The sequence below is a fragment of the Micrococcaceae bacterium Sec5.7 genome, from assembly GCA_039636785.1.
In the GTDB taxonomy this organism is placed as follows: Bacteria; Actinomycetota; Actinomycetes; order Actinomycetales; family Micrococcaceae; genus Arthrobacter.
Genome location: CP144169.1, coordinates 942805 through 969459 on the forward strand (window position 1 = coordinate 942805; position 26655 = coordinate 969459).

Annotated in this window: 23 protein-coding genes and 1 pseudogene; 16 read left to right on the plus strand and 8 right to left on the minus strand. The window is 64.6% G+C overall.

Features of this window, described 5'->3' with window-relative positions:
• Window positions 1–167 precede the first annotated feature (167 nt).
• Window positions 168–2321 (plus strand): glycogen debranching N-terminal domain-containing protein, encoded by a 2154-nt coding sequence (locus V3C33_04340; protein XAS68542.1) that lies wholly within the window; start codon window positions 168–170, stop codon window positions 2319–2321.
• Between the two features lie 195 nt (window positions 2322–2516).
• The gene (locus tag V3C33_04345; GenBank protein XAS68543.1) at window positions 2517–3623 is read left to right on the plus strand and encodes a glycosyltransferase family 4 protein; all 1107 of its coding nucleotides are present in this window, start codon (window positions 2517–2519) and stop codon (window positions 3621–3623) included.
• Between the two features lie 7 nt (window positions 3624–3630).
• Here the strand turns inward: V3C33_04345 and V3C33_04350 are convergent, their stop codons facing one another.
• Together V3C33_04350 and V3C33_04355 are read right to left on the minus strand one after the other, a co-directional pair.
• Window positions 3631–4365, minus strand: a complete 735-nt coding sequence (locus V3C33_04350; protein ID XAS68544.1) for a phosphatase PAP2 family protein — start codon at window positions 4363–4365, stop codon at window positions 3631–3633.
• Between the two features lie 41 nt (window positions 4366–4406).
• Window positions 4407–5007: pseudogene (locus V3C33_04355) on the minus strand (YdeI/OmpD-associated family protein).
• 60 nt (window positions 5008–5067) lie between these two features.
• Here V3C33_04355 and V3C33_04360 point away from each other — a divergent pair.
• The 7 genes from V3C33_04360 (at window position 5068) to V3C33_04390 (ending at window position 11063) form a co-directional block, all read left to right on the plus strand.
• Window positions 5068–5265, plus strand: a complete 198-nt coding sequence (locus V3C33_04360; protein XAS68545.1) for a CopG family transcriptional regulator — start codon at window positions 5068–5070, stop codon at window positions 5263–5265.
• Window positions 5265–6035: a VOC family protein gene (locus V3C33_04365; protein XAS68546.1), complete on the plus strand. Its 771-nt coding sequence runs from the start codon at window positions 5265–5267 to the stop codon at window positions 6033–6035. The genes V3C33_04360 and V3C33_04365 overlap by 1 nt, the downstream gene beginning before the upstream one ends.
• Window positions 6036–6140: 105 nt before the next feature.
• The gene (locus V3C33_04370) at window positions 6141–6680 is read left to right on the plus strand and encodes an NUDIX hydrolase family protein (protein XAS68547.1); all 540 of its coding nucleotides are present in this window, start codon (window positions 6141–6143) and stop codon (window positions 6678–6680) included.
• A 109-nt stretch (window positions 6681–6789) separates the two neighbouring features.
• Window positions 6790–7773 (plus strand): DUF6707 family protein, encoded by a 984-nt coding sequence (locus V3C33_04375; protein XAS68548.1) that lies wholly within the window; start codon window positions 6790–6792, stop codon window positions 7771–7773.
• 142 nt (window positions 7774–7915) lie between these two features.
• Window positions 7916–8641: an SRPBCC domain-containing protein gene (locus V3C33_04380; protein XAS68549.1), complete on the plus strand. Its 726-nt coding sequence runs from the start codon at window positions 7916–7918 to the stop codon at window positions 8639–8641.
• Between the two features lie 32 nt (window positions 8642–8673).
• Window positions 8674–9987 (plus strand): tRNA guanosine(34) transglycosylase Tgt, encoded by a 1314-nt coding sequence (gene tgt, locus V3C33_04385; GenBank protein ID XAS68550.1) that lies wholly within the window; start codon window positions 8674–8676, stop codon window positions 9985–9987.
• Between the two features lie 146 nt (window positions 9988–10133).
• The gene (locus V3C33_04390) at window positions 10134–11063 is read left to right on the plus strand and encodes a hypothetical protein (GenBank protein ID XAS68551.1); all 930 of its coding nucleotides are present in this window, start codon (window positions 10134–10136) and stop codon (window positions 11061–11063) included.
• A gap of 117 nt (window positions 11064–11180) precedes the next feature.
• On the opposite strand, the gene V3C33_04395 is transcribed toward V3C33_04390, so the two are convergent.
• A complete protein-coding gene (locus V3C33_04395; GenBank protein XAS68552.1) occupies window positions 11181–11882 on the minus strand; it encodes a queuosine precursor transporter in 702 nt (233 codons plus the stop codon).
• Between the two features lie 241 nt (window positions 11883–12123).
• Here V3C33_04395 and V3C33_04400 point away from each other — a divergent pair, with 241 nt between their 5' ends.
• Both V3C33_04400 and V3C33_04405 read left to right on the plus strand, forming a co-directional pair.
• Window positions 12124–12780 carry a TetR family transcriptional regulator gene (locus V3C33_04400; protein XAS68553.1) on the plus strand — a complete coding sequence of 219 codons (657 nt, stop codon included), beginning with the start codon at window positions 12124–12126 and terminating at the stop codon, window positions 12778–12780.
• 43 nt (window positions 12781–12823) lie between these two features.
• Window positions 12824–13744 (plus strand): TIGR01777 family oxidoreductase, encoded by a 921-nt coding sequence (locus V3C33_04405; protein ID XAS68554.1) that lies wholly within the window; start codon window positions 12824–12826, stop codon window positions 13742–13744.
• 211 nt (window positions 13745–13955) lie between these two features.
• Here the strand turns inward: V3C33_04405 and V3C33_04410 are convergent, their stop codons facing one another.
• Window positions 13956–15374 carry an MFS transporter gene (locus tag V3C33_04410; GenBank protein XAS68555.1) on the minus strand — a complete coding sequence of 473 codons (1419 nt, stop codon included), beginning with the start codon at window positions 15372–15374 and terminating at the stop codon, window positions 13956–13958.
• 142 nt (window positions 15375–15516) lie between these two features.
• Here V3C33_04410 and V3C33_04415 point away from each other — a divergent pair, with 142 nt between their 5' ends.
• From V3C33_04415 to V3C33_04425, 3 genes are read left to right on the plus strand one after another with little or no spacing between them, the layout of a single operon-like run.
• On the plus strand, window positions 15517–16398 hold the full coding sequence (locus V3C33_04415) for a hydroxymethylpyrimidine/phosphomethylpyrimidine kinase (GenBank protein ID XAS68556.1): 882 nt from the start codon (window positions 15517–15519) through the stop codon (window positions 16396–16398).
• A 56-nt stretch (window positions 16399–16454) separates the two neighbouring features.
• Window positions 16455–17003: a hypothetical protein gene (locus V3C33_04420; protein XAS68557.1), complete on the plus strand. Its 549-nt coding sequence runs from the start codon at window positions 16455–16457 to the stop codon at window positions 17001–17003.
• Window positions 16990–17547, plus strand: coding sequence for a DUF6036 family nucleotidyltransferase (locus V3C33_04425; protein ID XAS68558.1), 558 nt, complete (start codon window positions 16990–16992; stop codon window positions 17545–17547). Before V3C33_04420 ends, V3C33_04425 begins: the two co-directional genes overlap by 14 nt.
• Before the next feature lie 26 nt (window positions 17548–17573).
• Here the strand turns inward: V3C33_04425 and V3C33_04430 are convergent, their stop codons facing one another.
• Together V3C33_04430 and V3C33_04435 are read right to left on the minus strand one after the other, a co-directional pair.
• Window positions 17574–18845 (minus strand): serpin family protein, encoded by a 1272-nt coding sequence (locus tag V3C33_04430; GenBank protein ID XAS68559.1) that lies wholly within the window; start codon window positions 18843–18845, stop codon window positions 17574–17576.
• Window positions 18846–18985: 140 nt separating this feature from the next.
• Window positions 18986–20470, minus strand: coding sequence for a helix-turn-helix domain-containing protein (locus V3C33_04435; GenBank protein XAS68560.1), 1485 nt, complete (start codon window positions 20468–20470; stop codon window positions 18986–18988).
• Window positions 20471–20640: 170 nt separating this feature from the next.
• Between V3C33_04435 and aceA the strand changes: the two genes are divergently transcribed.
• Complete coding sequence (aceA, locus tag V3C33_04440; protein XAS68561.1) at window positions 20641–21972, plus strand: isocitrate lyase; 1332 nt, start codon at window positions 20641–20643, stop codon at window positions 21970–21972.
• Window positions 21973–22070: 98 nt separating this feature from the next.
• A complete protein-coding gene (gene aceB / locus V3C33_04445; protein XAS68562.1) occupies window positions 22071–23744 on the plus strand; it encodes a malate synthase A in 1674 nt (557 codons plus the stop codon).
• A 233-nt stretch (window positions 23745–23977) separates the two neighbouring features.
• Here aceB and V3C33_04450 read toward each other — a convergent pair whose 3' ends face one another.
• A complete protein-coding gene (locus tag V3C33_04450; protein ID XAS68563.1) occupies window positions 23978–25174 on the minus strand; it encodes an MFS transporter in 1197 nt (398 codons plus the stop codon).
• Window positions 25175–25270: 96 nt separating this feature from the next.
• Complete coding sequence (locus V3C33_04455) at window positions 25271–26518, minus strand: ROK family transcriptional regulator (GenBank protein ID XAS68564.1); 1248 nt, start codon at window positions 26516–26518, stop codon at window positions 25271–25273.
• Between the last annotated feature and the right edge of the window lie 137 nt (window positions 26519–26655).

The following is a 26655-nucleotide window of genomic DNA, read 5'->3' on the forward strand; positions in this document are numbered from 1 at the left end:
CTCTGTTCTTCCGAAGATCCGGGACGTATCCTGATCTGGCCGTGTGAATACCTGGATCCGAACCAGCATCCGGATCCCACCCGTATGGCCCCGGCGCAAGGCCTGGATGCCGGACCGCTCGCGTCATGGTGCGATGCACCGGCAGGAGCATTTTCCAAGGGGAAGCGATGACTGGTTGGAACGCCGATACATCCGCCGGATCAATAGGGGCCGGCGCGGTAACCCTCGTGGAGGGCGCGTCCTTTTGCATTTCTGCCGGCAACGGCGACATGCATGCCGGGCGGCCCCACGGAGCTTTCTTCAGTGACACCCGGATCCTCTCCAAATGGAACCTGACAGTCAACGGAGAGCCTGTCCAGCCCCTTGGCGCCACCACCCCGGAACCCTATCGCGCTGTGTTCGTAGGCCGCGCAGCAGGTTCGGACGGTGCCGCCGACAATCCTCTGGTCGTGGAGCGGGAACGCGTGATTGGCTCGGGGATCAGGGAACAGATCACGGTGCGAAATTTCTCCCGGGAACCGGCCGAGTGCACTCTGGAACTGATCGTGGGCACGGATTTCGCGGACCTGTTCGAGGTCAAGGACGGCCGGTCTCCGCACCACCGGGACCAGTCGCTCCGGCAGGACGGCGGGAGCCTGATCCTGGACTGTCAGTGGAAAGGCAGCCAGCGAGGTCTCATTGTTCAGGCTCCGGGCGCGACGATCGACGGCGGATCCCTTTCGTACCGGGTTGTGCTCGAAGCACACGGCGCCTGGACCCGGGCGGTAGCCGTCATTCCCACTGTGAACGGGGTCGAAGCATCTGCCGCATTTTCTGCCGACCGGGCGACCCACGAATCATTGCCCGCGCTCCGATTCGGCAGTTGGGGCGCCAAGGCCCCGGTGGTGCAGCTCGAGAACGCTGCCATCGAGAAGGTCCTCAATCAAAGCCAGGGGGATCTGGGTTCGCTGCGGATCTTCAACCCGGACCATCCGGGCCGGGCCGTGCTGGCTGCTGGAGCACCCTGGTTCATGGCGTTGTTTGGCCGGGACTCTCTCCTGTCCTCGCTGATGGCACTGCCTGTGGACCCGTCCCTGGCGTTGGGGACTCTGCAGACACTTGCCGAGTTCCAAGGCAAAGAGGTGAACCCGCTCAGCGAGGAAGAACCTGGCCGGATACTGCACGAGGTCCGGCTCGGCGTCAGCGCAGGCTTGTCGCTTGGTGGCGGGAGCATCTACTACGGCACTGCGGACGCGACTCCGCTCTTCGTCTCGCTTTTGGGCGAGCTGAGCCGCTGGGGCCTGGCAGGCGAGGCAATCGATGCCCTCCTTCCGCATGCTGACCGGGCTCTGGACTGGATCAGTAACTACGGGGACCGCGACGGCGACGGCTTTGTGGAATACGCGCGCGCAAACGAGCACGGGCTCATCAACCAGGGGTGGAAAGATTCCTGGGACGGCATCAACTTCGCCAACGGCGACCTCGCCGAAGCACCCATCGCGCTCTGTGAAGTGCAAGGCTACGTGTACAGCGCCTACATTGGCCGCGCGCTGATGGCGGTAGACGCCGGAGACGCCGGGCTTGCCAGAGACTGGGGCACGCGTGCGGCGGCGCTGAAGAAGGCGTTCAACGAACGTTTTTGGCTGCCGGATCTGGGTTACTTCGCCATTGCCCTGGATAAGGACAAGAAGCCTGTGGACGCTTGCGCCTCCAACATGGGTCACTGCCTCTGGAGCGGAATCATCGACGACGATAAGGCAGCGGCGGTGGCGAAGCGGCTGATGTCACCCGAAATGTTTACCGGCTGGGGTGTGAGGACGCTCGGATCGGACATGGGCGCCTACAATCCGGTCAGTTACCACAATGGTTCCGTCTGGCCCCATGACAACGCACTCATCGCCGGAGGGCTGATGCGGTATGGCTTCGTCGAGGAGGCGCAGAAGATCGCCCTGGGGCTCTTTGAGGCTGCCGATTACTTCGGGGGCCGGCTGCCGGAACTGTTCTGCGGTTTTGACCGTGGCAGCTATCCCGAGCCGGTGTCCTACCCCACCTCCTGCTCCCCCCAGGCGTGGGCCGCCGCCACACCCATCTATCTGATCCGCATCCTGCTCAGATTCGACCCCTTCCTTCCCTACGACGGGCTGTGGCTGTCACCGGTATTTCCAGAGAGTTTCGGGCACTTCAGAGAAGAGAATATGCCGCTCGCCGGCTCCCGGCTCACGGTCGAGGTATCGGACAACACGACGTCGGTGACCGGCCTCCCCGACCGTGTCCGGTTGCACCGCGGGACCAGGCCGCCACTCGCGGAACTGCTTCAGCTGAGCGGGCTGCAGCGCAGCTAGCGGGACTTTGCGGCGCGCGGTTTGGCCCGCCGCCTGGGCTGCTTCCAGGATGGTCTTGCGGCACGCGGCTTGATTGTCGTAGCCTTTGTGGCAGGTTGGGGGCCGGCCGGTGGAATCGTTTCTAGGGGTGGGCCATGGACAGGCAGCACAGCGTGCGCGTGCGCCACGACCATGCCTTCGGCCGAGAAGACTGACGTGCGCATCGGCCTCATTGCGCCGCCGTGGTTCCGGGTTCCCCCGCGCTCGTATGGCGGCACGGAATCCGTCATCGACACACTGGCACGCGGCCTGGCCGATGCCGGACACGAAGTCCTGCTTGCGGCGTCCGGCGACAGCACCTGCCCGGTCCCACGCGTACCCGGTCTGCCGTGCGCCGATACAACGACTCTCGGCTCCGGCCGCGAAGAAATCCGTCACGTTGTCCGGTCCTACAGGGCCATGACCGACGTCGACGTCCTCCACGACCACACGCTCGCCGGGCCCCTCTACCGGCACCGGCCGCCGGGCGTCCCTCTGGTCACGACCAACCACGGACCGTTTATGCCCGATCTGAATGACCTCTACCGGGCCATGAGCGCAGATGCCGCCGTCGTCGCAATATCCCACCATCAAGCATCCACCGCCAGGAATTTCACGGTCGCCCGCGTCATCCACCACGGTATTGACGTCGGTTCAGTGCCTACAGGATCCGGGTCCGGACAGTATGCCTGTTTCCTCGGCCGCATGCATCCTTCCAAGGGCCTGCGCGAAGCAATCATGATCGCCCGCCGTGCGCAAATGCCCCTGCTGATCGCCGCGAAGATGCACGATAAAGCCGAACACGAATACTTCGCGACCGTCATCAAGCCGCTGCTGGGACCCGATGCCGAATACCTGGGCGAGCTTGACGCCGAAGCCAAATACCGCCTTCTCGGCGACGCGGTGGCATTGCTCAGTCCCCTGCAATGGCCGGAACCCTTCGGCTTGGCAGCGATCGAGGCCCTGGCAACCGGCACGCCCGTGGTCTCAACCCCCCGGGGCGCCGCGCCCGAAATCGTGACGGATGGGCTGACCGGGTTCCTGCGGACCGATGAACGGGATCTCGCCTCCGCACTGCAAAACGCCGCATCCCTGGACCGCCGTGATTGCCGCAGAAGCGTCGAGGAGAGATTCAGCGCCCTGATCATGGTCCAGCTCCACCTTCAACTCTATTCCGAGCTGACGGGGATCCCGCTTACGAACCAGCCCGCCGTCACCGCACCCCGCGGGGACACGCAGTCCGCGCGGCCCCCTGCCCTGGTTACTCACCTCGGGGGAGCGTAAGCAAGTTTCACTGCGGCTTCACTGGCACCGCTGACTGCGACATCCTCAAACCGTCGACCAGGATCACGATTCCCGTAACGGCAACGGCCAGGCCGATCGAGGCCACCACGTCCGTCAGCCAGTGGTAGCCGAGGTACAGCCGGCTAAAGGCAACCAGTACTGTTCCGGCAACCGCCGCAGCGCACGCGATCCAGCCCACCGCCGCCGTCGTACGTCTGTTTCGGCGGGAAATCAGCAAGGAGACCAACACGAGGAAAAAGACCCCCGCGCCGAATGTGTGTCCCGAGGGAAAGGACAGGGCATCATCGGGCCCCAGCAGGAAGTCACTGGCCGGCGGCCGCGCACGCCCGATCTCGTTTTTGATAACGGCGGACAGCACCACGGTGACAGCCATGGCGCCGAGCAGCAACGCGGGACGCCAGATTTCCCGCTTCCAAACGGCCCAGCCGAGCGCCGCCAGGAATCCGATGACCGTCATCCACATCGGGGACGTCACGGTGGTGACCGTCGTCAGCAGCGCAGTGGCCCAGGGAGTTCGGGAGTCAACCAGCGCGCTGTGGACCGGGCCATCGAGCCGGGCCAGTCCCGAATCCGACTGCACCGCCGCAAGCATCAGCCAGAAAAGTGCATCGCCCGCCACGAGGAGGACCACAGCAGCAATGAAACGTCTCCCTTGCGATCTCAGGCTGGGGGTCCCGGCAGGGTTACTCGTGGGGCTGTTTGTGGAGATGGCAGGGCGCATTGCCCCATTCTGCCGCGTGGAACTGCGAGTATGCGGGGCGTTTACTGGGTGCCGGCTGGGCGCCTCTTCTGTGGGTATGGAGCCTCCGCGGGCCAGCATGTCAACAAAACCGGTGATCTTCCGTGACCGGGTGGAGGCCTGCTTGACCGAGTTGGTGCGGTAGATCAGGGCGTAGCGGTTCACGGACGTCAGGACATCGAACATGGCCTGCGCCTCGGGAACGGCGGCAATGGCGGCTGCGAGGTCCTCCGGAACATCCGCCGTCGCCTGCCCTGCATAGGCGGCTTCCCAGCGTCCGTCCGCTTTGGCATTCTCGACGGCGGCGCGGCCGGCAGCGGTCATCCTGCCTTCGGATTCGAGCCGGGCAATGTGGCCCACGTTGCGCTCGGACCAAGGACTCTTGGGGCCACGGCGGGTCATCCGCTGGAAGTAGCTGCCGTCGTCGCGCCCTTTCACCTGTCCGTCGATCCAGCCAAAACAGAGGGCCTCGTCCAGGGCAGCGTCGTAGTCCAGTTCCGTGATGCTGCCGCCTTTTTTGTGCAGTACCAGCCACACGCCGGGGCTCTGCGCGGAGTTCAGCTCCAGCCACGCGCGCCACTCGGCGGGAGCGGGCACCAGCAGTTCCTCGAGATCAACAGCCATGGCCGAAGCCTACCGGGTCTGCCTTTGACCGTCACCTGCTAGATTGCTAGCATCATAGCCATGATCCAGGGTAGTAAGGCTCAGGAGAGCAAGTCCCAATTCAATGTGTACCTGCCTCCCGGCCTGGTCCGCGACATCAAACACCGGGCCGTCGATGAAGGCATCAGCCTGTCCGCCCTGGTGGAAAAGGCCCTCGGCGGATACCTCGCCGGCACCGAAACCGCGAATCCCGCCACCCATGACCCCGAGGAGAAGTAATGCTGCGCGTCCGCCCCATCCACTTCACGTCCCGCCTCCAGCGTTGGGGGCAGCTCCTCACTGATCTGGGCCTCGTCAAAACCATGGACCGCGGTGAGTGGGTGGAGTTCGATGCCGGATCAGGACGCGTTGCGCTGCACTTCGCAGCCCAGGGTTCCGCAGAAGACGGCACCACGGCCTTCGGCGTCGAAGTTGGCGATCTCACCGAGTTCGCTCGACGCACCAACCTAGCCGGGGCGGCCACCGGCGGCACCACCGCCGAGCTCATCCAGGCGGACCACGGCCCGTCCTGCCGGGTCACCGGTCAGGACAAATTCAGCTTCCTGGCGGACCCTGCCACGCGTGCAGCGGATGGAACGTGGGCAACGTCCCCGGATGCAGACCCCGCCCTGGCCGCAAGCATCATGTGGATCACGCCGGACTCCGCGGCGGCCCGGCAGGACCTCGCTAACATCGGAGCGCGGCCCCGCGTCAGCTCGGATTCGGGCGACTGGGCCGACTTCACGGCGAAGAACGGCGGCCGGATCGGCGTGCACATCGGCGGCGTCGTGACTGCCGGCCCGCTGGGTTTTGAGTACGACGGCGATCTGGCCACCCTGCTGGACAGGCTCACCGCAGCGGGACACGCGGCCCACATAGTGGACGAGTCCTACGGCCGCACCCTGCACGTTGCCAACCCGGACTTCGCTGACCTGCCGGAGAATCCCACGGGCCCCACCATCTGGATCCTGGAACGGCAGACGGACCTGTACGGGTACACCGAGGGCTGACCGCGCGGCCCCAAGGGCGCAGATCAGGGCGGATCCCGCATCCGCCAACAGCTGAGATCCCCTGCCCCGGCCACCAGACCCCCGGCGATGCGGTAGAACTTAACCATGAACGTTCGTACCCCTGACCCGAATCCCGGCTGGCTATCCGATGACGACCTCTTTGAGGCCCGCGGCCGGCTCCCGATGGTCTATGTGGAAGCCGTACCGGTAAGGCTGGATCCCCTCGGCTTCGTGAACGAGGTAGGCACCCTCCTGCAGGCGGATGAGGACGGCACCATGGTCCGCTCCCTGGTGTCCGGCCGTGTGCTCTACCGGGAAACGATCCGCGCCGCCCTCCTGCGCCACATGGAGAAGGACCTGGGGACAATGGCCTTCCCGCAGCTGCCCATCAGCCCGGTTCCTTTCACCGTGGCAGAGTACTTCCCGGCGCCATCCCAGACCGGCTTCACCGACGACCGCCAGCATGCTGTTTCACTGGCCTACATCATCCCCGTCACTGGCGAATGCGAACCACGCCAGGACGCCCTGGAACTCACGTGGATGACCCCTGAGGAAGTCCTCAGCGAGGGCGTCCAGCTCGAGTTCACCGGCGGCCGCGGCGCACTCGTCCGGCAAGCCCTGGCCTTCGCCGGCGTAGGCAATTAGGGCGGCTACCTCCGCACGGTGACGCTCGAAGGTTCCCGCGCATCCCCGACTTCCAGCACGCTCCTTTGTAGACTGTTGGGCGGACCGCAAGAGAACTTAAGGACTCCCGATGACCCACCACCCAGCCGCCCAGCACTACGGCGAACAGCAGGCTGGATCCCTGAAGACCGGCGATCACCTGCTCCTCCCTGACGGCGGGCGCTCGGCCGAAATCCAGCATGTGGAGCTCGAGAACGACGATTTCGGCTCCCCCGCGATCGTCCTGGCAACGCTCACCGGCGGAGGAATGCTGCGCATCGCCGCCGGCTCTTCGGTCAAGGTAACGGACGAAGAAATAGTTACCGGGCCCGACGCCGCCACCCCGCTTCAGGTGGTTGAGCACCTCAGCGAGGAGGACAGCACCGCCCCGGCGGCTCCCGCCGTCGTCGTACCTCCCCTCCCGGCCACAGCGCCGGTGGTGAACGCTCCCACTGCCGAGGAACAGGCTCTCATCCCCGGGCCTGCCGGGACGCCGGAGTCCGTGGTGGAGGCTGCCGCGGAGGCGCACCCCACGGCGGTGGGGGTCCTGCTGCTGGCCGACAAGCTGGCCAAGGGCATCAATACCAAGTCCGGAAGCTGCCTCAAGGACCTCAGCGATCTGGCGCATGAGCTGTTCATCATGCTCAAGGACCCCGATGGCGCCTTGGCCGTGGCGGATCTCCTGAACGTCCTGCCGTTCGACGGAAACCCGGGGCGCTGGTCGTCGGTGGAGGCGTCGCTGGCACTGTCCAGCTACATCTGCCGCCAGACCGGCCAGCCGGAGCGTGCCGAAGTGTATGAAAAGTTCCTGCGCTCCCCCGAAGCTCAGGAAGCGGATCCTTTTAAGGCCCGGATGAAGGCCAAAATGCGCCAGCGCTCACTGAACGAACCGAATCTATACGACAAAGAGATCTTCCGGTCGATCGACAACTCCAACCACGAGGCCGAGCGTGAATGGCGGCTGCTGCGGCTGGAGTCGCTGCTGTTCCTGCGCGCCCACGGCGGATCGGAAACCATCGGGGCCGGAGAATTGCAGCGGCGGATCGGCCACGAACTCGACTCCGTCCGGTCCTAGGGATCCGGGCTTGGTTCCGGGCTTGGTTCCGGGCCGGAGCCCGCGGCAGGGTCCGCAGCGAGGCCGTTGCGAGGCCGTTGCGAGGCGAACTGATAGCCGGATACCCCTAGCACGGTTTGGGCTTGCGTTGTAGATTCAGGCCATGACGAACAATCTGAGCGTTGTGATAAATTCCGACGCGCAGCAAGTTTGGACCATGCTGCGCGAACCATCCAAAGTGGCCCAATGGCATGGTTGGGAGGCTGACGACCAGGCCGCCGAAATCAACGAGATCTACTTCAGCACCACGGTTGTCGAAGGTGCAGACCACACCTCATTGACCGTGGATGGCGGGGACGTGTTCACCCTGAAACCGGTGCCCACGGGGACCGAAGTCAGTGTGACCCGGGCCGCTCTGGACCATAATTCCGAATGGGCGGCGTGGGATGAGGACATCACGCAGGGCTGGCTGACGTTCGTCCAGCAGCTCCGGTTCGCGTTGGAGCGCCATCCACACGGAAAACGCCGTACTTCGTATATTTCGCTGCCCGGAGGATCCGGCTCTGTTATTGAAAAACTGGGGCTGGCTGATGTTCCGGCGCCCGGAGAGAGCTACGCGCTGACGCTCGCCACCGGCGAGGAGATTGCGGGCAAGGTCTGGTTCCGGAGCAATCACCAGGTGGGTCTGACCGTGCACAGCTACGCCGAGCACGGCGAAGGGCTGGTCATCGTGGCGGACCAGCCGGTCATCCCGGAGATCAGGCCCGACGGCGGTTCTTTGGTGATCGTCTCCACTTACGATCTCGGCGCGGGCAGTCTGGAGACTGTCCGCGCATTGTGGGATGACTGGCGGTCTGAGAACTACCCCACATCGTTGCCGCTCCACTAAGGAAACCGGGCGCAAGCTGGCACACTTGAACCGTGCCAGCCAATCTCCATGTTTCCGCAGCCGCCGTCCCGGCCGCAGCCGCGGCCCCCGCCCGTCAGTCCGAGTTTTCCTTCAGCGTGGGGCAGCGCGTTGCCGATACCTGCGCGCCGTCCGCGGAACAGCTGGCCGCCAACGGCGGCGAATTCCTGGGCCGCACAGGAACCATCACCACACCCCACGGTGAGATCCGGACGCCGGCGTTCATCGCCGTCGGAACCAAGGCCACCGTCAAAGCCGTGCTGCCGGAGTCCGTCGCCGAGCTGGGCGCGCAGGCAGTGCTGGCCAACGCCTACCACCTCTACCTGCAACCGGGTCCGGAGATCCTGGACTTGGCGGGAGGCCTGGGTGCCTTTATGAACTGGTCCGGCCCCACGTTCACCGATTCCGGCGGATTCCAGGTGATGAGCCTTGGTTCAGGGTTCAAAAAGGTCATCGACATGAAGTCAGTGGACCAATCGGGCCCGGACGACGCCGTGGCCGCCGGCAAGGAACGCCTGGCCCACGTGGACGACGACGGCGTCTGGTTCAAGTCGCATCTCAACGGGGACCGCCACCGGTTCTCGCCCGAGATCTCCCTGCAGATCCAGCACCAGATCGGCGCGGACATCATGTTCGCCTTCGATGAGCTCACCACGCTTCAGAACTCGCGCGGCTACCAGGAGGAGTCGCTGGAGCGTACCCGCCGGTGGGCGCTGCGGTGCATTGACGAGCACCTCCGGCTGACCAAGGAGCGGGCGGGCCGGCCGTACCAGGCGTTGTTCGGTGTGATCCAGGGAGCGCAGTACGAGGACCTCCGGCGCAAGGCGTGCCGCGATCTGGGGGCCATGAACTTTGACGGCTTCGGGATCGGCGGGGCGCTGGAGAAGGAGAACCTGGGCACCATTGTGCGCTGGTGCAACGAGGAACTCCCTGAGGACAAGCCGCGGCACCTGCTGGGCATTTCGGAGCCGGACGACATCTTCACGGCCGTTGAAAACGGCGCGGACACCTTCGACTGTGTGTCGCCCACGCGGGTGGCCCGCAACTCGGCGTTCTACACGCCGTCCGGGCGCTACAACCTGTCCGGTGCCAGGTACAAGCGCGATTTCGGCCCGCTGCAGGACGGCTGCGACTGCTATACGTGCGCCAATTACTCACGCGCGTATATCCACCACCTGTTCAAGGCCAAGGAGATGGTCTCGGCCACACTCATCTCCATCCACAACGAGCGCTTTGTTGTGAAGATGGTGGACGACACCCGGCTGGCCATCGAGTCCGGCCGCTTCTTCGAGTTCAAGGCAGAGACTCTGGGGCAGTACTACCGCTGAGGTGGCGCCCCGCCGTCGAAATCGCCGGAAGTCTGCCAGTTCGCCGGAAGTTTCCCGCGATCTGGCACGTTTCCGGCGACCTCGGGTTTTCCACATAGGCATGACGGCGTCTGTCACCATGGGTCCCGCGGGTCGAGGCTTGTCTCATGACACCGCCAAAACTGCCGGTCCTCCCTGAAAACGGAAACCTGTGGCGCACCGAACAGCTGCTTGAACTCGGTTACAACTCGCGCGCCATCAGGTTGCTTCTGACCTCCGGCTCCATCGTCCGGCTCCGCTACGGCTGCTACATCCGCGCCAGCCTGTGGAATGCGCAGAAACAGACCGTCCGTAGCCGGCAGCTGGTCCTGGCTCACGCTCACGGAACACGTACGACGTCGGCCGGCGCCTTTGCGTACAGCCACACCTCCGGGGCACGGCTGCACCGGCTGTACCTCTGGGAGGTGGACGATCTCATTCATGTGCTACAGCGGGTACGGCCCTCAAACGAACGCCATGGCAAGGACGTCCGCTGCCATACGAGTCCATTCGGTGACCACGAGATCGTGATGGTGGACGGTCTTCGCGCCACGTCCTTGGAACGGACGGTTGCAGACTGCGCCATGCTGCTGGGCTACCGGAAGGCGCTGATCATCATGGATCACGCCCTCAGGCTGGGAGCAGACGTGGCCGTGCTTAAGGCCATGGCCGATTCGCTCGACGGCCGGCGCGGCATCCGAACGTTCCGCAAAGTGCTCGATACTGCTGACCCACGCTCCGAATCAGCGGGCGAGACACTGACGCGGGAGCTGATACTCAGGCTATGCATTGCGCCGCCCCAGCTGCAGTTCGAAGTCCAGACCCGGGTTGGCCGCCACCGCCTGGACTTCGCCTGGAAGAAGGAAAGGCTGGCTCTGGAATTCGATGGGAAGGTCAAGTACTTCGATTACAAACCCACGGCCGAAGTCATCTTCCAGGAACGGCGCCGCGAAAAGGCCCTGACGGAGGAGGGCTGGCGCTTCATCCGCGTGGAGTGGAAGGACCTGTTCAGGGAACAGGAATTCAAGAATCGGATCCTGCGTGGGCTGCTGGGGTAGCTGCCCGAACAGCGAGTTCGCCGGAAGCCTGCCAAGTCGCCGGAAGAATCCGGCGAACTCGCATGGTTCCGGCGATTCCGGAGGCGTAAGGCGGGAGGCCCGACGCCGGCCAGCGGCTTAGGCGCCGTAGCTCGGTTCGCGCTTCTTGATCCAGCCGATCACCAGCAAGGTCACGGGGACGAAGAGGAACTCCACCAGGGTCTTGTAGACGAAGCCCACCACCACGTAGTTCACGAACATTCCGAAGTCGCTGATGCCGATCACAGACGCGGCGATGCTGCAGAAGATCAGGGTGTCCACGAATTCGCCCACCACGGACGAGCCCATGAGCCGCGCCCACAGGGTCTTCTCACCAGTGCGCGCCTTCATCTTCACCAGGATCCAGGAGTTGATGGTCTGCCCGGCCACGAATGCGAGCAGCGAAGCCAGCACAATCTGGGGAACCGGGCCCAATGCGCCTTCAATGGCAGCCTGCTTGGCTGTTCCGTAGTCGTCGTCAAAGCCCGGCAGAGCGATGATGATCCAGTAGCAGAGCGAGGCGAACACGGACAGCGCGAAGCTTGTGATGATGGCCTTGCGCGTCACCTTGAAGCCGTAGACCTCGCTCATGACATCGCCCAGGATGTATGCCAGCGGGAAGAGGAAGAATCCGCCGTCGGTGATGATGGGCCCCAGCACCACACCCTTGGCGGCGCCGATGTTGGACAGAATCAGCACCACGGCCATGACGGCCAGCATGATGCCGAAGTACGGGGAGCCGATCGAGGCAAAACGGGGGGCGGGCTTGATGAGCGTGCTGGAGCCGGAGAGCGAGGGCAAGGTGTATCCGTTCGTAGTGGTTCGCGCAGGCGGCCGGAGATGACACGGTGCCCCGCTTTATTAGCACTGGCTGGAGGTTCCGGCGGCAAGCGCCCGGTACCACCACCATCGTCCCACCACCCGGTCCACAAGGCAGGGAAATCCACGCCGCACAAAAAGTTTTGAACATGTTCAGATCTCGTGTCATACTCATTCTTGAACACGTTCAAAACCCGCGAAACCGACAGGAGCGAAAAGTCCCATGGCAGCCAAGAGCGAGCAAACCAGACAATTGCTGGCAGATGTGGCCCTGCGTATGTTCCGCGAAATCGGCTTCGAAAAAACCACCATGCGTGCCATCGCAGCAGAAGCCGGCGTCTCCGTGGGAAACGCCTATTACTACTTCGCATCCAAGGATGACCTGGTCCATGAGCTCTACGTCCAGGTCCAGGCCGAACACGCAGCCAAGGCAGCCGACGCCGTGGAGGGAATCAAGGACCTCAGCGGCAGGCTCAAGGCAACGCTGCACGCCGGGCTGGACGTCATGGCGCCGTACCACCGGTTTGGCGCCGATTTCATCGCCACCGCCATCCGGCCGACGTCGCCCGCTAACCCCTTCGCGGGAGAGTCGACGGCGGCACGCGAGGCGTCGCTGGCCATCTTCCGGACCGCTGTGGAGGGCGCCCGCCCGGCGGCGCCGAAGAAGCTCCGGGCGGACCTGCCGGAGCTGCTCTGGCTGGGGTACCTGGGCGTCGCGCTGTACTGGGTGTACGACACATCCGAGGGCCAGCGCCGCTCCCGGAAGCTGGTGGACGGGGCAGTTCCGCTGATCACGCGCGGACTGTCGCTGGCCAGGATCCCGGGTGTCAGCAAGATCTTCGACGACGTCCTCGGCTTAAGCCGCAGCATCCGCGATTAACCACACACGTAAGCACAAGCACACCAAGACTTCAGGGGGAAGCATGAACAGCAACAGGATTGTGGTGCTCGCGGGCGCATCCGGCTTCATCGGGACGTATTTCCGCGACCGCTTTGAGCGCGACGGCTGGACCGTCCGCACCATCGCGCGCGGACCCGGGAACGGAGTCGCCAATGTCAGCGCCCAATGGAACGACGACGCCGGCATCATCCAGGCGCTCGACGGCGCCGAGTTGCTGGTGAACCTCGCAGGTCGTTCCGTCAGCTGCCGCTACAACGCGAAGAATAAAACGGAGATACTGGGCTCCCGTGTCTCCACCACGGCGGCGCTTGGCCGTGCGCTCTCCCGCTGCTCCGCTCCCCCGGCCACCTGGCTCAATGCCAGCACCGGCACCATCTACCGCGAGGCGGAGGACCGCCCCCAATCAGAGCGCGACGGTGAGCCGGGCACCGGCTTCTCGGTCGACGTCGCGCATGCGTGGGAAGCTGCGCTGGAAGCGGCCACGGCGCCGCTGACACGGAAGATCCCGCTGCGGATCTCCATTGTGCTGGGGCCGGGCGGCGGAGTGATGGCGCCGTTCGCGAACCTGGCACGGCTCGGCATGGGCGGCCACATGGGCACGGGAACGCAGAAGTTCAGCTGGGTGCATGTGGAGGACCTCTACCGCAGTGTGGTGTTCCTGCACCTGCGCACGGACATCACGGGGCCGGTCAACGTGGCGTCGCCGGACGTTGTGGACAACCGTGAGCTCATGAGGCTGGTCCGCCGCGCATACGGTGCCCGCCTCGGCATTCCCACTCCCGCCTGGCTCCTCGAGCTGGGTGCTGTGGTGATCCGGACCGAGGCCGAGCTGGTGCTCAAGAGCCGGTGGGTGCAGCCGCAGAAACTGCTGGACGCCGGGTTCATCTTCAAGCAGCCCGAGCTGGGGCGTGCGCTGATGAAAATCGCCAAGGGCATAGCGTGAACCGGATTACATGATGGGCTGGGCGCAATGGCACACCATGTGGGGCATCATCCTTTGGACAGGCGCCTGTTCCTCAATCGGCCGGGCGGCCGTGCGCGGACTTGCCTGGGTCAACGACGACGGCGGGCTTCCGGCCCGGGAACCGGAGGGTCACCAACCCGGAGTTCCCTGCTGAGCCGGCCAGCCGCCGTCGTACGTGTTCCTGGAAGGGTCAGGCGTCGATGAGGTCCTTGTCCTTGTCGTCGTCCCTGTCGTCGTCCCTGCGTCCGGCGGAGTCGGTGCCAACAGCTGAAGGCGTCCATGCGTCGCCCTGCTCGGAGTCCAGGTACGTCGGCTTCTTGTTCTTCAGGGCGAAGATGTAAACCAGCAGCGAAATGCCGATGGCCACCGTGACGTAGGTGAAGAGAATCTCCACCTGTCCGGCCTTCTGCAACGCCGCGCCCACCAGCGGGGTGGTGCCGCCGAACAGCGAGTTGGCGATCGCATAGCCCAGCCCCACGCCCAGCGCACGGATGGAAGCCGGGAAGAGCTCGGACTTCACCAGGGCGTTGATCGAGGTGTAGCCGCCCACGATCAGCAGTCCGCCCATCATGAGCAGGAAGGCCATCACCGGATCCTTGGTGCCTCCCAGCAGGGACATCAGCGGCCAGGTGAACAGCACGCCGGTAATGCCGAACCAGAGCAGCAGCGGTTTGCGGCCCACGCGGTCGGAGATGATGCCGTAGACCGGCTGCAGCAGCATGAAGATGAACAGGGCCCAGAAGTTGATGACCGAGGTGGTTTCCTTGGGGATGCCGGAAGTATCGTTCATGAATTTCAGGACGAAGTTGGTGTAGGTGTAGAAAGCCACAGTGCCGCCGAGGGTGATTCCGATGCAGGTCAGCAAAGCCTTCCAGTGCTTCGTAAACAGCAGACTGAGCGTTCCGGGCTGGGCCTCGCCTGCCACGGCCGGGGCCTTGGCAGCCCGGACCTGCTCTTCCGAGAGGGTCTCCTCCATGGAACGGCGGAGCCACAGGACAACCAGGGCAGCCACACCGCCGATTGCGAACGGTACTCGCCAGCCCCACTCGGTCAACGCGTCCTTGCCCAGGGTGTTCTGCATGATTACCAGAATCAGGAGCGCCAGCATCTGGCCGCCGATCAGGGTGACGTACTGGAAGCTGGAGAAGAACCCGCGGCGCTTGGAGGTGGCGGCCTCGGACATGTAGGTGGCGCTGGTGCCGTATTCTCCGCCCACGGAGAAGCCCTGGATCAGCCTCACCACGATCAGGAGGACCAGCGCCCAGACGCCGATCTGCTCGGTAGTGGGCAAAATTGCGATGGCAAATGAGCCGGCGGACATCATGGTCACGCTGAGCGTCAGTGCCGCCTTCCGGCCCTTGCGGTCGGCGTACCGGCCGAAGAACCAGCTGCCGACCGGCCTCATCAGGAACGTCACCGAGAAGACAGCCATGGCTTCGAGCCCGGCCTGCATTTCATCCGTGGAATTGAAGAAGTGCGACTGGAAATAGGCCGCAAAGACCGTGTAAACGTAAAGGTCGTACCACTCCACGAGGTTGCCGGCGGAGCCCTTGAGGATGTTCCCCACGGCTCTTCGCGTCTGTGCTGCTTCGGACAGTTGAGTGCTCATCAATGAACCTTCCTGGATTCGGCGCCGCTAGAAAGCAGCACCGTCCGCCACCCTAGTCCCGGTGATCCGGAACACAGTCGTTTTGTTCATAGTGTTCATGCGCACAAGGCGGGGGTCGGACGCCGAGTGGCAGGATGGGGTGATGACTTCAGCAACTGAAACTGCGGCTGATGCCGCCTCCCGCCGGTCCACACCCGCCGTCGTCCTGACCATTGCAGGCTCCGAAGCGACCGGCGGCGCCGGTGCGCAGGCGGACCTGAAAACGTTTCAGGAACTGGGTGTCTTCGGCATCGCCAATCTGACGTGCATCGTGTCCTTCGATCCGAAGGACAACTGGAACCATCGGTTTGTACCGGTGGACCAGCAGGTCATCGCGGACCAGTTGGAGGCGACGACGGCGGCCTATGGTGCCGCTTCCGGCGCAGCTTCGGTGCTGGACACCGTGAAGATCGGCATGCTGGGCAGCCCCGCGACGATCAATACCGTTGCCGCCGCACTGGCTGAGGGCCAGTTCCGGAACGTGGTGCTGGATCCTGTCCTTATCTGCAAGGGCCAGGAACCCGGGCATGCGTTGGACACGGACCAGGCTTTGAAGGAGCAGATCCTTCCCCTGGCAACGTTTGTCACGCCCAATCACTTTGAGGCCGAATCGCTGGCCGGGCTGGAGATCACCGACGTCGAATCCTTGAAGGCCGCTGCAATCCGCATCCATGACCTCAGCGGCGCTGCCGTGCTCGCCAAGGGCGGGGTGCGGCTGGAAGGCCCGGACGCCGTCGACGTTTACTACGACGGCGAAACGCTGGAAGTCCTCAGTGCCCCCAAGGTGGGTGAGGTGGCAGTGTCCGGTGCAGGCTGCTCGCTGGCCGCCGCGGTGACTGCCGAGCTCGCCAAGGGCGCTTCTCCGCTGGAGGCTGCGCGGACCGCCAAGGAGTTTGTCACGACAGGCATCCGTAACCGCGTAGCCTCGGGTGCTCCGTTTGACGCGCTCTGGCAGGGCGGAATCAGGCAGGGCGGCCCGCGCTAGCCTCCCGCCCACTCTTTACTCTTTCCACACCGGCTGTACGGGAGTACCATACACCTATGAAGGAAGTCGATGTGGCCCGCCTGACCCAGCAGGCCAAAGACTTAGGTGAGCTGAGTGAACAGCTCCGTCAGAAGCAGCTCACCGCTGCCCGTCGCCGTCAGGAAGCGATCCTGTCACTCCACGCCGTCGGGCTATCGATCCGGCAGATCGCGACACAGCTGGGTTGCAGTGCCGCCGTCGTTCAGGCATCCGTGCGTGCAGCCAAAGCGCGTCGCCCCACCATTCATCGACGCGAAGAACGGATTCCTTATGAACTCCATGTGCAGCTCGGGCTGAAGCTTCATGAAGACGACGCCGCTGTCCGGCGGATCGGCCGGGAGGGCATCGCAAGGATGCGACGGACACCCCGCAGCGCCATAGCACTGGAATGGATCAGCCGCTGGGAACAGTTGCTTGCTGCGCCGGTGCATGTGATCGAGTCCGCCATGCTTGAAGACACTCCGTTCGCAACGGAGCTGAGGCAAATGAGCCCGTTCGCCGGCGCTCTAAGCGACGACGAACGGGTTATCGCAATCAGAAAGGCGTCGGGACTTGCGCCGCGATGAGCTGGAACACGCCATTCGTGCAGCCACGGAAATCATCGGTGACGACCGCGTGATCGTGATCGGTAGCCAATCGATCCTCGGATCGTTCACAGAGGATCAGTTGCCTGCGGCCGCGACGATGTCCGATGAAGTGGATATCGCCCCAATGTCCGACGACGACTCCGGAACTCTCGCTGACAGCCTCGATGCGGCAATCGGCGAATGGTCACCGTTCCACTCCGAATACGGGTTCTACGTCCAGGGCGCCGGCCGCGAAACGGCCATACTCCCGCGCGACTGGGAGTATCGGCTGGTCAGCGTCCGGAATGAGAACACGCGGAACAGCACGGGGCTGTGTCTTGATCCCTACGATCTCTGCGCCGCCAAGCTCATAGCCGCGCGGCCCAAGGACCACGCTTTCGTTCTCGCATTGATCGAAGCCCGCTTGATCGACCCGGTCCAGCTAGCGGCACGAATTGAACTTGTCGACGCCGCCGAGCCACGGCGCGAGGCCACTCTGCGGTGGGCTCGCTCGATTCCAGGTAAGCCAGCGTCCAGTGAATAGTGAAGAGCTACTCAACCATCACCTGCTCAGGGTGTGCGGGGGTCGGCGATCCTGCCCATGAACAGCGGCAGCCCCGTTTCAACATGGACGACCTGGTAGAGGAAAGGCCGGTCGAAGGAAATGGTCTGCGACTGAAGCGGGACCTTACCGGACACCGCGCCGTTCAGTTGCGTCACGGCCGCGGCGATGGTGCCATCTTCCGCCACAGTGATATTGGCGGCCTGCGCGGCGTCCGTGATCTTCAGGCCAGGCTGGATTGCATCAAACTCCGCGGAGGGGCCCAGCGTCTTGGTCAGTCCCATCTTGTTCAGGATCGGAATCAAGTCGACGTTCGATTTGTGATCCCATTTTGGCAGTTTGATCTCCACAGGGACGGGCCGGGCGGACTCCAGAGCGTTGGCAATCTCGCCCAATTCCGCCGCATCCGGCCATGCGGCACCCGTGTCCGGAAGAATCAGCCGCATCACAAAACCGTCGGCATACGGCAGGTCAACGCCGCGCCATTCCGCGCCTTCCGCATAGGCCATGCTCAGTTCATTCTGCATGGTGGGTACGCGGATTTCTTCGCCTTCGGCCTTCGTGAAGGGGCGGTCGGCGGTGCTGTTCGGATCAAACGGGGCACGCCACGCGGAGGCAAAGTACAGCGCGTTGAGCAGACTGAAAGAGTTGTCCGGATCGTATTGTGCCGGGGCCTCCTTGATGCGGCCGCCCGTGTTCTTGTCCACCCAGGCGTCAATGGCCGGTTTGGTGGCGCCCTCATCCCGGAAGTCCACCGGGTACACGCCCGTCCCGTAGTGCTTGGCCAATGTCTCCAGATATTCCGGTCCCGTGGTGACGCTTTTGTCCACAAAGAGCCCGTTGGCGGCGCGCAGGACGGGCTTGCGCGGTGGTTTCTTTTCATCCACAGAGCCGGGATCGCCGTCGAACTTCTCCAGGGACGCGAGCAGCGCGTTCATTGCTTCATCGCGGTTCCGGGCCGGGAGTCCCAGAACCTGATCCATCTCCGCCGCAGTGTCGCCGGAGGCCCCGGCTCGCAGCATCGCCAGCGCTATCAGCAGGCTCCCCGGCGATGAAATCACGTTGCCGTCGCCGCCGTCGTCCCCGTCCGCAAGCAGCGCCTCGCCCAGTTTCAGCGACGAGTCACGGAAAGACTTCAGCTGTGCTGCGTAAGCCGAGCGCTCCACCGAAACTCGTGTAACGCCGTCGGCCTTCAACAGCGCGGGACCCGACGGCGAACAAGCCGTCAGCGCCACCACTGCCACTATCGCCGCAATCCGGAACAAACCCAACAATTTCATTGCCACCCCTGACCGCTCGGCCTCGACAACCGGCGGGGTTCCGCCTTCCCCCAGTCAACCAGCGACGGCGGTCGGGAACGATGCCTGTGCGGTCACGGTTTGCCGTCGTTTTGGTCTCGGCAGGTGGGAGAGCTTCAGCATCAGCTCCCGGAATGCGCCTGCAAGAAGCTGTACACCTCGGTCTCGTCCACACCGGGGAAAGCGCCGGGCGGCATTGCCGCGAGGAGATGCGAGTGGGCGCGCGCCGACGGCCAGGCGTTGCCCGCCCACTCCGAGGTCAAGTCGGCCGGCGGCCGCCTGCAGCAGTTTTCGTCCGGGCAGGTGGATGTGGAACGCTCGGTGGTTTCGCGCCCGCGGAACCATTTGACTTGCGCATACGGCACGCCGACGGAGAGGGAGAATTCACCGTTCGCCGAGCGTTCCGTCCGGGCCGTGCACCAGTACGTCCCCGCCGGGGTGTCCGTGTACTGGTTGTACGCACTGAACTTGTCCGCCACGTCGAACACCATGCGGCTGGTCCAGTATTTGCACGACGGCTGGCCCTCGATGGCGCCGGTATGGTCCTGCGGGAACGTCACGCCGTCGTTCTCGTAAGCCTTGTAGATTATGCCGCTCTGGTGCGTTTTCTGGAAGTGCGTGCGGATGTCCAGGTGCTGCGTGGCCAGGTTGGTGAACCGGTGCGCGGCGGTCTCGTAGGACACGGCAAAGGCGTCCCGGATGTCCTCCACTGCGATCTCCTTGGCCTGTTTGGCGCGCTGCAGGAACTCAACGGTGGCCTGCTCCGGCAGCATCAGCGCCGCAGCGAAATAGTTGGTGGCCACCCGCTGCATCAGGAAATCGCCGTAGTTCGTGGGCGTCTTGTGGCCCAGCACGTAGTGACCCAGCGCCTGCAGCAGCACCGAACGGGGGTCGTGATCGGTCCTCTGGTTCTGCGTCAGATAAATTCGGTGGTTCTTAAGATCCGTCACGGAACGGGTGGAATGGGGCAGGTCACCCACGTGGTGGAGGCTGAAACCGAGGTGCGCGGCGATGTCCGCGATGACGTGCTGCGACAGCGGCCCATACGTGTGGCCCACCATGGCCAGCACCTTCTTGGCCTCTGCTTCATACTCCGGGAAATAGTTGTTCCGTTCGCGCATCATGGCGCGCAGCTCACCGTTCGCGCGGCGGGCCTCTTCCGGCGTCGCGATCTGCTCGTTCAGCTTGCGCTCCAGCTCGTTCTGCAGCCCCACCATCGACTCCAGCACATCCATCGGCAACCGCGAGCTGATGCGGATTTTGGGCAGTTTCAGGGACTCGTAAATGGCGCTGCGCTGGTAACGTTCCAGCTCGATCTCCAGGGCCGCCCGGCGGTTGGGCGGCTCGGAACCCAGCAGCTGGTCAATGCCCACATTCAGCGCAGCGGCGAGTTGCTGGAGGAGCCCCAGTTTGGGCTCCCGCTTGCCGTTTTCAATCAGGCTGAGCTGGCTCGGTGCGGTCCCGACGGCGGCACTCAGGTCATCGAGCGTCAGGCCTGCCGCTTTGCGCAGGTGCCGCACGCGGCGGCCCAGGCTGATGACGTCAAGTTCGGGGGCGGACGACGGCGGCGGGGTCGTGGCTTGGCGATTCCAGCTTGAAGGGGTCATTTCTTGAGGATACGCGAAGAAGTGCGTTTCTTTCCATAGTTTCCCCCTAGTAACCCTCTTGAAAGTGCAGAAAAGTAAGTCTTACGGAAAAGAAACACCGCACCGGATCCGCCGGCCCGAACTGCAAGGAAGCAGGGACGGCCGGCCCGGGCACTACCAAGGAGACAAAGATGACTGCAGCATTTGAGCCCACCCAGCAGACGCCCAAAGAGCAGGCCGCCGCCCTGGAGCTCGAGTGGTCCGCCAACCCGCGCTGGGAAGGTGTCACTCGGGATTACAAGGCTTCCGACGTTATCCGCCTCCGCGGCCGCGTCTCCGAAGAGCACACCCTGGCCCGCCGCGGTTCCGAGAAACTGTGGAAGCAGCTCACCGGAGAGCACAAGGAAGGCAAGTACACCAACGCCCTCGGTGCCCTCACCGGCAACCAGGCCGTGCAGCAGGTCAAAGCCGGCCTCCGCGCCATCTACCTCTCCGGCTGGCAGGTTGCCGCCGACGCCAACAACTCGGGCCACACCTACCCGGACCAGTCGCTGTACCCGGCCAACTCCGTTCCCACGGTTGTCCGCCGCATCAACAACGCCCTGCTCCGCGCCGACCAGATCGAGTTCTCCGAAGGCATCCAGACCGTCGAGGACTGGATGGTGCCGATCGTGGCCGACGCCGAGGCCGGCTTCGGCGGCCCGCTGAACGCCTACGAACTCATGAAGTCCATGATCCAGGCCGGCGCGTCAGGCGTGCACTGGGAAGACCAGCTCGCTTCGGAGAAGAAGTGCGGCCACCTCGGCGGCAAGGTCCTCATCCCCAGCCAGCAGCACGTCCGCACGCTGAACGCGGCCCGTCTGGCCGCCGATGTTGCCGGCACGCCGTCCGTGATCATCGCCCGCACCGACGCCGAGGCAGCCACCCTGATCACCTCCGACGTCGACGAGCGCGACCAGGAATTCATCCTCCGCGAAGGGGGACAGCCGGTCCGCACCGCGGAAGGCTTCTACAAGGTCCGCAACGGGATCGAACCCTGCATTGCCCGTGCCAAGGCGTACGCACCGTACTCCGATCTCATCTGGATGGAGACCGGCACTCCGGACCTGGAGCTTGCCCGCAAGTTCGCCGAGGCCGTCAAGGCCGAGTTCCCGGACCAGATGCTGTCCTACAACTGCTCGCCGTCGTTCAACTGGCGCAAGCACCTGGACGACGCCACCATCGCCAAGTTCCAGCGTGAACTCGGCGCCATGGGCTTCACGTTCCAGTTCATCACCCTGGCCGGCTTCCACGCCCTGAACTACTCGATGTTCGATCTCGCCCACGGCTACGCCCGTGAAGGCATGAGCGCCTACGTCGAGCTGCAGGAGAAGGAATTCGCCTCCGAGTCCCGCGGCTACACCGCGACCAGGCACCAGCGCGAAGTCGGCACCGGCTACTTCGACAGCATTGCTACTGCGCTCAACCCGAACGCATCCACACTGGCACTGGTGGGATCCACCGAAGAAGGCCAGTTCCACTAAAACTTCCCCCTGTTGCCCTATCACTTTTGGTTGCCATTGCCCGCCTTTGGGGACCAAAAGTGATAGGGCAACGGAGGATTGCCCAAGGAGACACTCCCATGAACAGCTTCACTGACAACTTCACCATCAACGGGATCACGTTGACCGCCCAGCCCATCTGCCGCCAGAACGAGGTTCTCACTCCGGATGCGCTGGAGTTTGTTGCCCGTCTGCACAAGGCAACTGCCGGCCGCCGCCAGGAGCTGCTTCAGGTCCGGCAGACCCGGCGCACCGAGATCGGCAACGGCCAGGATCCTCGCTTCCTCCGCGAAACCGAGTCCGTCCGCAACGATCCCAACTGGCGTGTGGCTCCCCCGGCCCCGGGGCTGGAGGACCGCCGCGTGGAAATCACCGGCCCGGTGGACAAGAAGATGACCATCAACGCGCTGAACTCCGGCGCCAAGGTGTGGCTCGCCGACATGGAAGACTCCTCCACCCCGTCCTGGCGCAACGTGATCCAGGGCCAGCTCAACCTCACGGATGCGCTGGAACGCCGGATCGACTTCACTTCCACGGCCGACGGCAAGAGCAAGGAATACAAGCTGCGTCCGGCCGAGGACCTGCCCACCATTGTGGTCCGCCCCCGTGGCTGGCACCTGCCTGAGAAGCACATGCTGATCAACAACCAGCCCGTTGCCGGCGGCATTGTTGACTTCGGCCTGTACTTCTTCCACAACGCCCACCGCCTCCTGGCCCAGGGCAAGGGTCCGTACTTCTACCTGCCGAAGATCGAAAACCACCTCGAAGCACGGCTGTGGAATGACATCTTCATCCTCGCCCAGGATCTGCTGGGCATCCCGCAGGGCACCATCCGCGCCACGGTGCTGATCGAGACCATCACGGCCTCGTTCGAGATGGAAGAGATCCTGTACGAGCTGCGCGATCACGCCTCGGGCCTGAACGCCGGCCGCTGGGACTACATCTTCTCGCTGATCAAGAATTTCCGCACCCGCGGCCCCCGGTTCGTCCTGCCGGACCGCAGCCAGGTGACCATGACCCAGCCCTTTATGCGGGCCTACACCGAGCAGCTGGTGCGTGCCTGCCACAAACGGGGCGCCATGGCGATCGGCGGCATGGCGGCAGCCGTCCCCAACCGCAAGGACGAGGAAGCGAACGCCAGCGCGTTCGAGAAGGTCCGCGCCGACAAGACCCGCGAGGCCGCCGACGGTTTCGACGGTTCCTGGGTGGCCCACCCGGATCTGGTTCCGGTGTGCCGCGAGGTGTTCGACGGCGTACTCGGCGACCGCCCCAACCAGCTCGACCGCACCCGCGAGGACGTTACCCCCGACGACCGCGCACTGATCGATGTCGCCTCGACCACGGGCACCATCACCGAGACCGGCATCCGGAACAACATCGAAGTTGGCATCCGCTACATAGAATCCTGGCTGCGCGGCAACGGTGCCGTGGCCATCCACAACCTGATGGAGGACGCCGCCACCGCGGAGATCTCCCGCTCGCAGCTGTGGCAGTGGATGTACGCCAGGGCCATCACGGATGAGGGCGAGATCATCAGCCGCCAGTGGGTCCAGGACATGCTGGACGAGGAGTTCACGGCACTGGAACGCTTCGACGGCGACCGCTTCGAGGATGCCCGGGACATCTTCGAGGAAGTCACCCTGGGGGAGGAATTCCCCACGTTCCTGACGGTTCCGGCCTACGCCCGCTACCTGCACGAGGCCCGCGACTCGGCCTCAAGCGAAGCCGAAGACGGCCGGCTCGTTGCCGCATAAGCTTCGGGCCCGGTGATCGAGCCCGTCAAGATTCCGTCCGCCGGGCTGCCAAGCCGTCCGCAACAGGCACCCCGAGATCCGGGGTGGCAGCCCGGTAACGGAAACCACTGAAGAGACTCATCGAAGTGACACTTGAGGCCCATGTTTACTCCAAACATGGGCCTCAAGTGTCACTTCGCGCTGAAGCAATGGGCGATCGGGCGGCAGTCCGGGGACGACGACGGCGGCACCCGTCAGCGCTGCCTCGGCACCAGCCGCGCGGAAACAGTAGTGCAGACGAAGAAGACCAGCACGGAAACCAGGATCACCAGCAGGGGCGCATTCCAAGAGCCCGAAACATCGTGGATGAAACCGATCAGGGGTGGCGCCACCGCGGCGAAGCAGTAACCCACGCCCTGCACCACGGCGGACATCCGGCCAGCCGAGGCCTGGTCCCGGGCCAGCTTGATGATGGCGATGAAGATCAGCGTGATGCCGCCGCCCTGGGCGATTCCGCCGCACACCGACCACAACCACCACAGCCCTGGGGCGAACAACAGCCCCGCGGGCACGGCGGTCCACAGCAACCCCAAGGTGACCGCCGTCGCCGTCGTACTGAAGTATTTGGCCGCGAACGGCACGCCGAGGCCGCCCACGATGGCGAGGATCTGGAAGATCGAAGACCCTGCGCCGGCCGCGGAGGCGGACATTCCCAGTTCGTCGTTCAGGTAGCTGGGCAGCCACGCGGTGACGGCGTAGTAGGAGAACGCCTGTCCGGCGAAACCCGCGGTGAGCCCGGCGGTGATCCAGCCGGAACCGCGGTGTGCCGGCTGGCCCGGGCCGCTCGGAACATCGGCCGCAGAAGGCACCGAGGCTCGGCGCCGCCCCACTGCGAACGTCCAGAAGACAACCGCCGCCACTGCCAGAATCCCCACGGATCCCAAGGCCACCCGCCAGCCGGCAAGCTCGGCCAGGGGCGCCGTCACGACGGAGGTCACGAACGATCCGATGTTCAGGGCCGCCGTGTAGACGCCCATGGCGGTGCCCTGGCGCAGCGGCGAGAAGTCGCGCCGGATGATCAGCGGCACCGCGATGTTTCCGATAGTGATGGCCAGACCGATGACCACCGTGCCCAGAATCACCAGGCCCGGGCCGCCGGAAGAGCGGACAACCACGCCGGCCAGCACACCCAGGAGGGTCACCGTGATGGCGAACTCGGCGCCGAATTTCCGGGCAGCCAGGGACGCCAGCGGCGCGGCAAGTGAGAAACACAGCACCGGGATGCTGGTCAGCAGGCCGAGCACGACTGGTGAAAATCCGAGTTCTCGCTGCATAGTGTCCACCACCGGCGCAACAGCCACAAACGGCCCGCGAAGGTTCAGTGCCAGCAGTCCGATGCAGGCCAGCAGGATCCAGCTGTTGGGGACCTTCGACAGCAGGCGGCCGCTCATGCGGCGGAACCGGCGGCGCCGGGCGCGGCGGGCAAGGAGTTGGAAAGCGGTTTCATCACTTTCATTGCTATCACGCCCGCGGAAACATGACGCGCGTTAGCCGGTCGCCTGCAGGGTGGCCTCGATCACGGCCGGGGACAGGACGTGCTGCGTGACCATCTGGCTGGCGCCAAGGATGGCAGCCTGATCGCCCGCCATCGAGAGCCCGATCCGCAGGTGGGTGGTGGCCAGCGGCAGTGAGCGACGGTAGACCACTTCGCGGACGCCGGCCATCAGGTGCTCGCCGGCCTGGCCCAGGCTTCCGCCGATCACGATCATGGAGGGGTTGAGCAGGTTGACCACCGTTGCCAGGACGTCGCCCACGTCGCGGCCGGCCTGGCGCAATGCCTGGATGGCCGGCAGGTTGCCGTCCGCCACGAGGCGCAGCACGTCACTGCCTTTTTCTGCTTCGAGCCCCTGGACGGCCAGTGAATGAGCCACCGCGGGTCCGGAAGCCAGTGCCTCGAGGCAGCCGTAGTTGCCGCAGCGGCACAGGACGTTGTCGCCGCGGGGAACGCGCACGTGGCCAAGGTCCCCGGCCGTCCCATCCGCACCGCGCTGGAGTTCGCCGTTGCTGATGATGCCGGCGCCGATGCCGGTTGCCACCTTGATGAACAGGAAGTTCTGGTGCTCGGGCCAGTACGCGGTCCGCTCCCCCAGCGCCATGATGTTGACGTCATTGTCCACCAGAACGGGTACGGGCAGCGAGCGCTGGACGTAACGGACGACGTCGAACCCGTCCCAGCCGGGCATGATGGGCGGCTTCACGGGTTTACCTGTGGCGTGTTCCACCGGGCCCGGCAGCCCGATCCCGATTCCGGCGAGGTCAGTTTTGGCCCGTCCCGCTTCGGCCAGGAGCGAGGCACCCTCCTCCACCACGCGGCCCAGCACGGCTTCCGGTCCCTCGGAGACTTCCTGGGCCAGGCGCCGCTCGGCCAGGATGGTCCCGCGCAGATCGGTGACGGCAATGATCACATGCGTTGCCCCGACGTCGACGGCGAGGACGGCGCGTGCCGCCGGGTTGAAGGCAAAGCGCGACGGCGGCCTGCCGCCGCTGGAGTTCGCCTCACCGGCAGGGCCTACGAGCCCGGAGAGAATCAGGGCGTCAATCCGTGCAGCCACCGTGGAGCGGGCGAGCCCGGTTGTCAGTGCCAGCTCGGCGCGCGTCCGGGCTTTGCCGTCGCGGAGGAGCTGGAACAGATCGCCGGCGCGGGACAGGCTGCCGGCAGCGTCCAGCCCGGCCTGTTCGGTCGGAACCCCGGTTCCGGGGTCTTTGCCTGGCTCTCTAGTGGGGGCGGGACTCATGAGTAAGTGATAGCACGAACGGCTTATGCGTGTCACGCCAGACAAAGAATGTCGATTGGTTTTCAACTTTTGCTTGACGACCGGCAAAAGTAGCTCTAGCTTGGTGTGTGAGGCAGCTCACTCACCTGCATATGGAC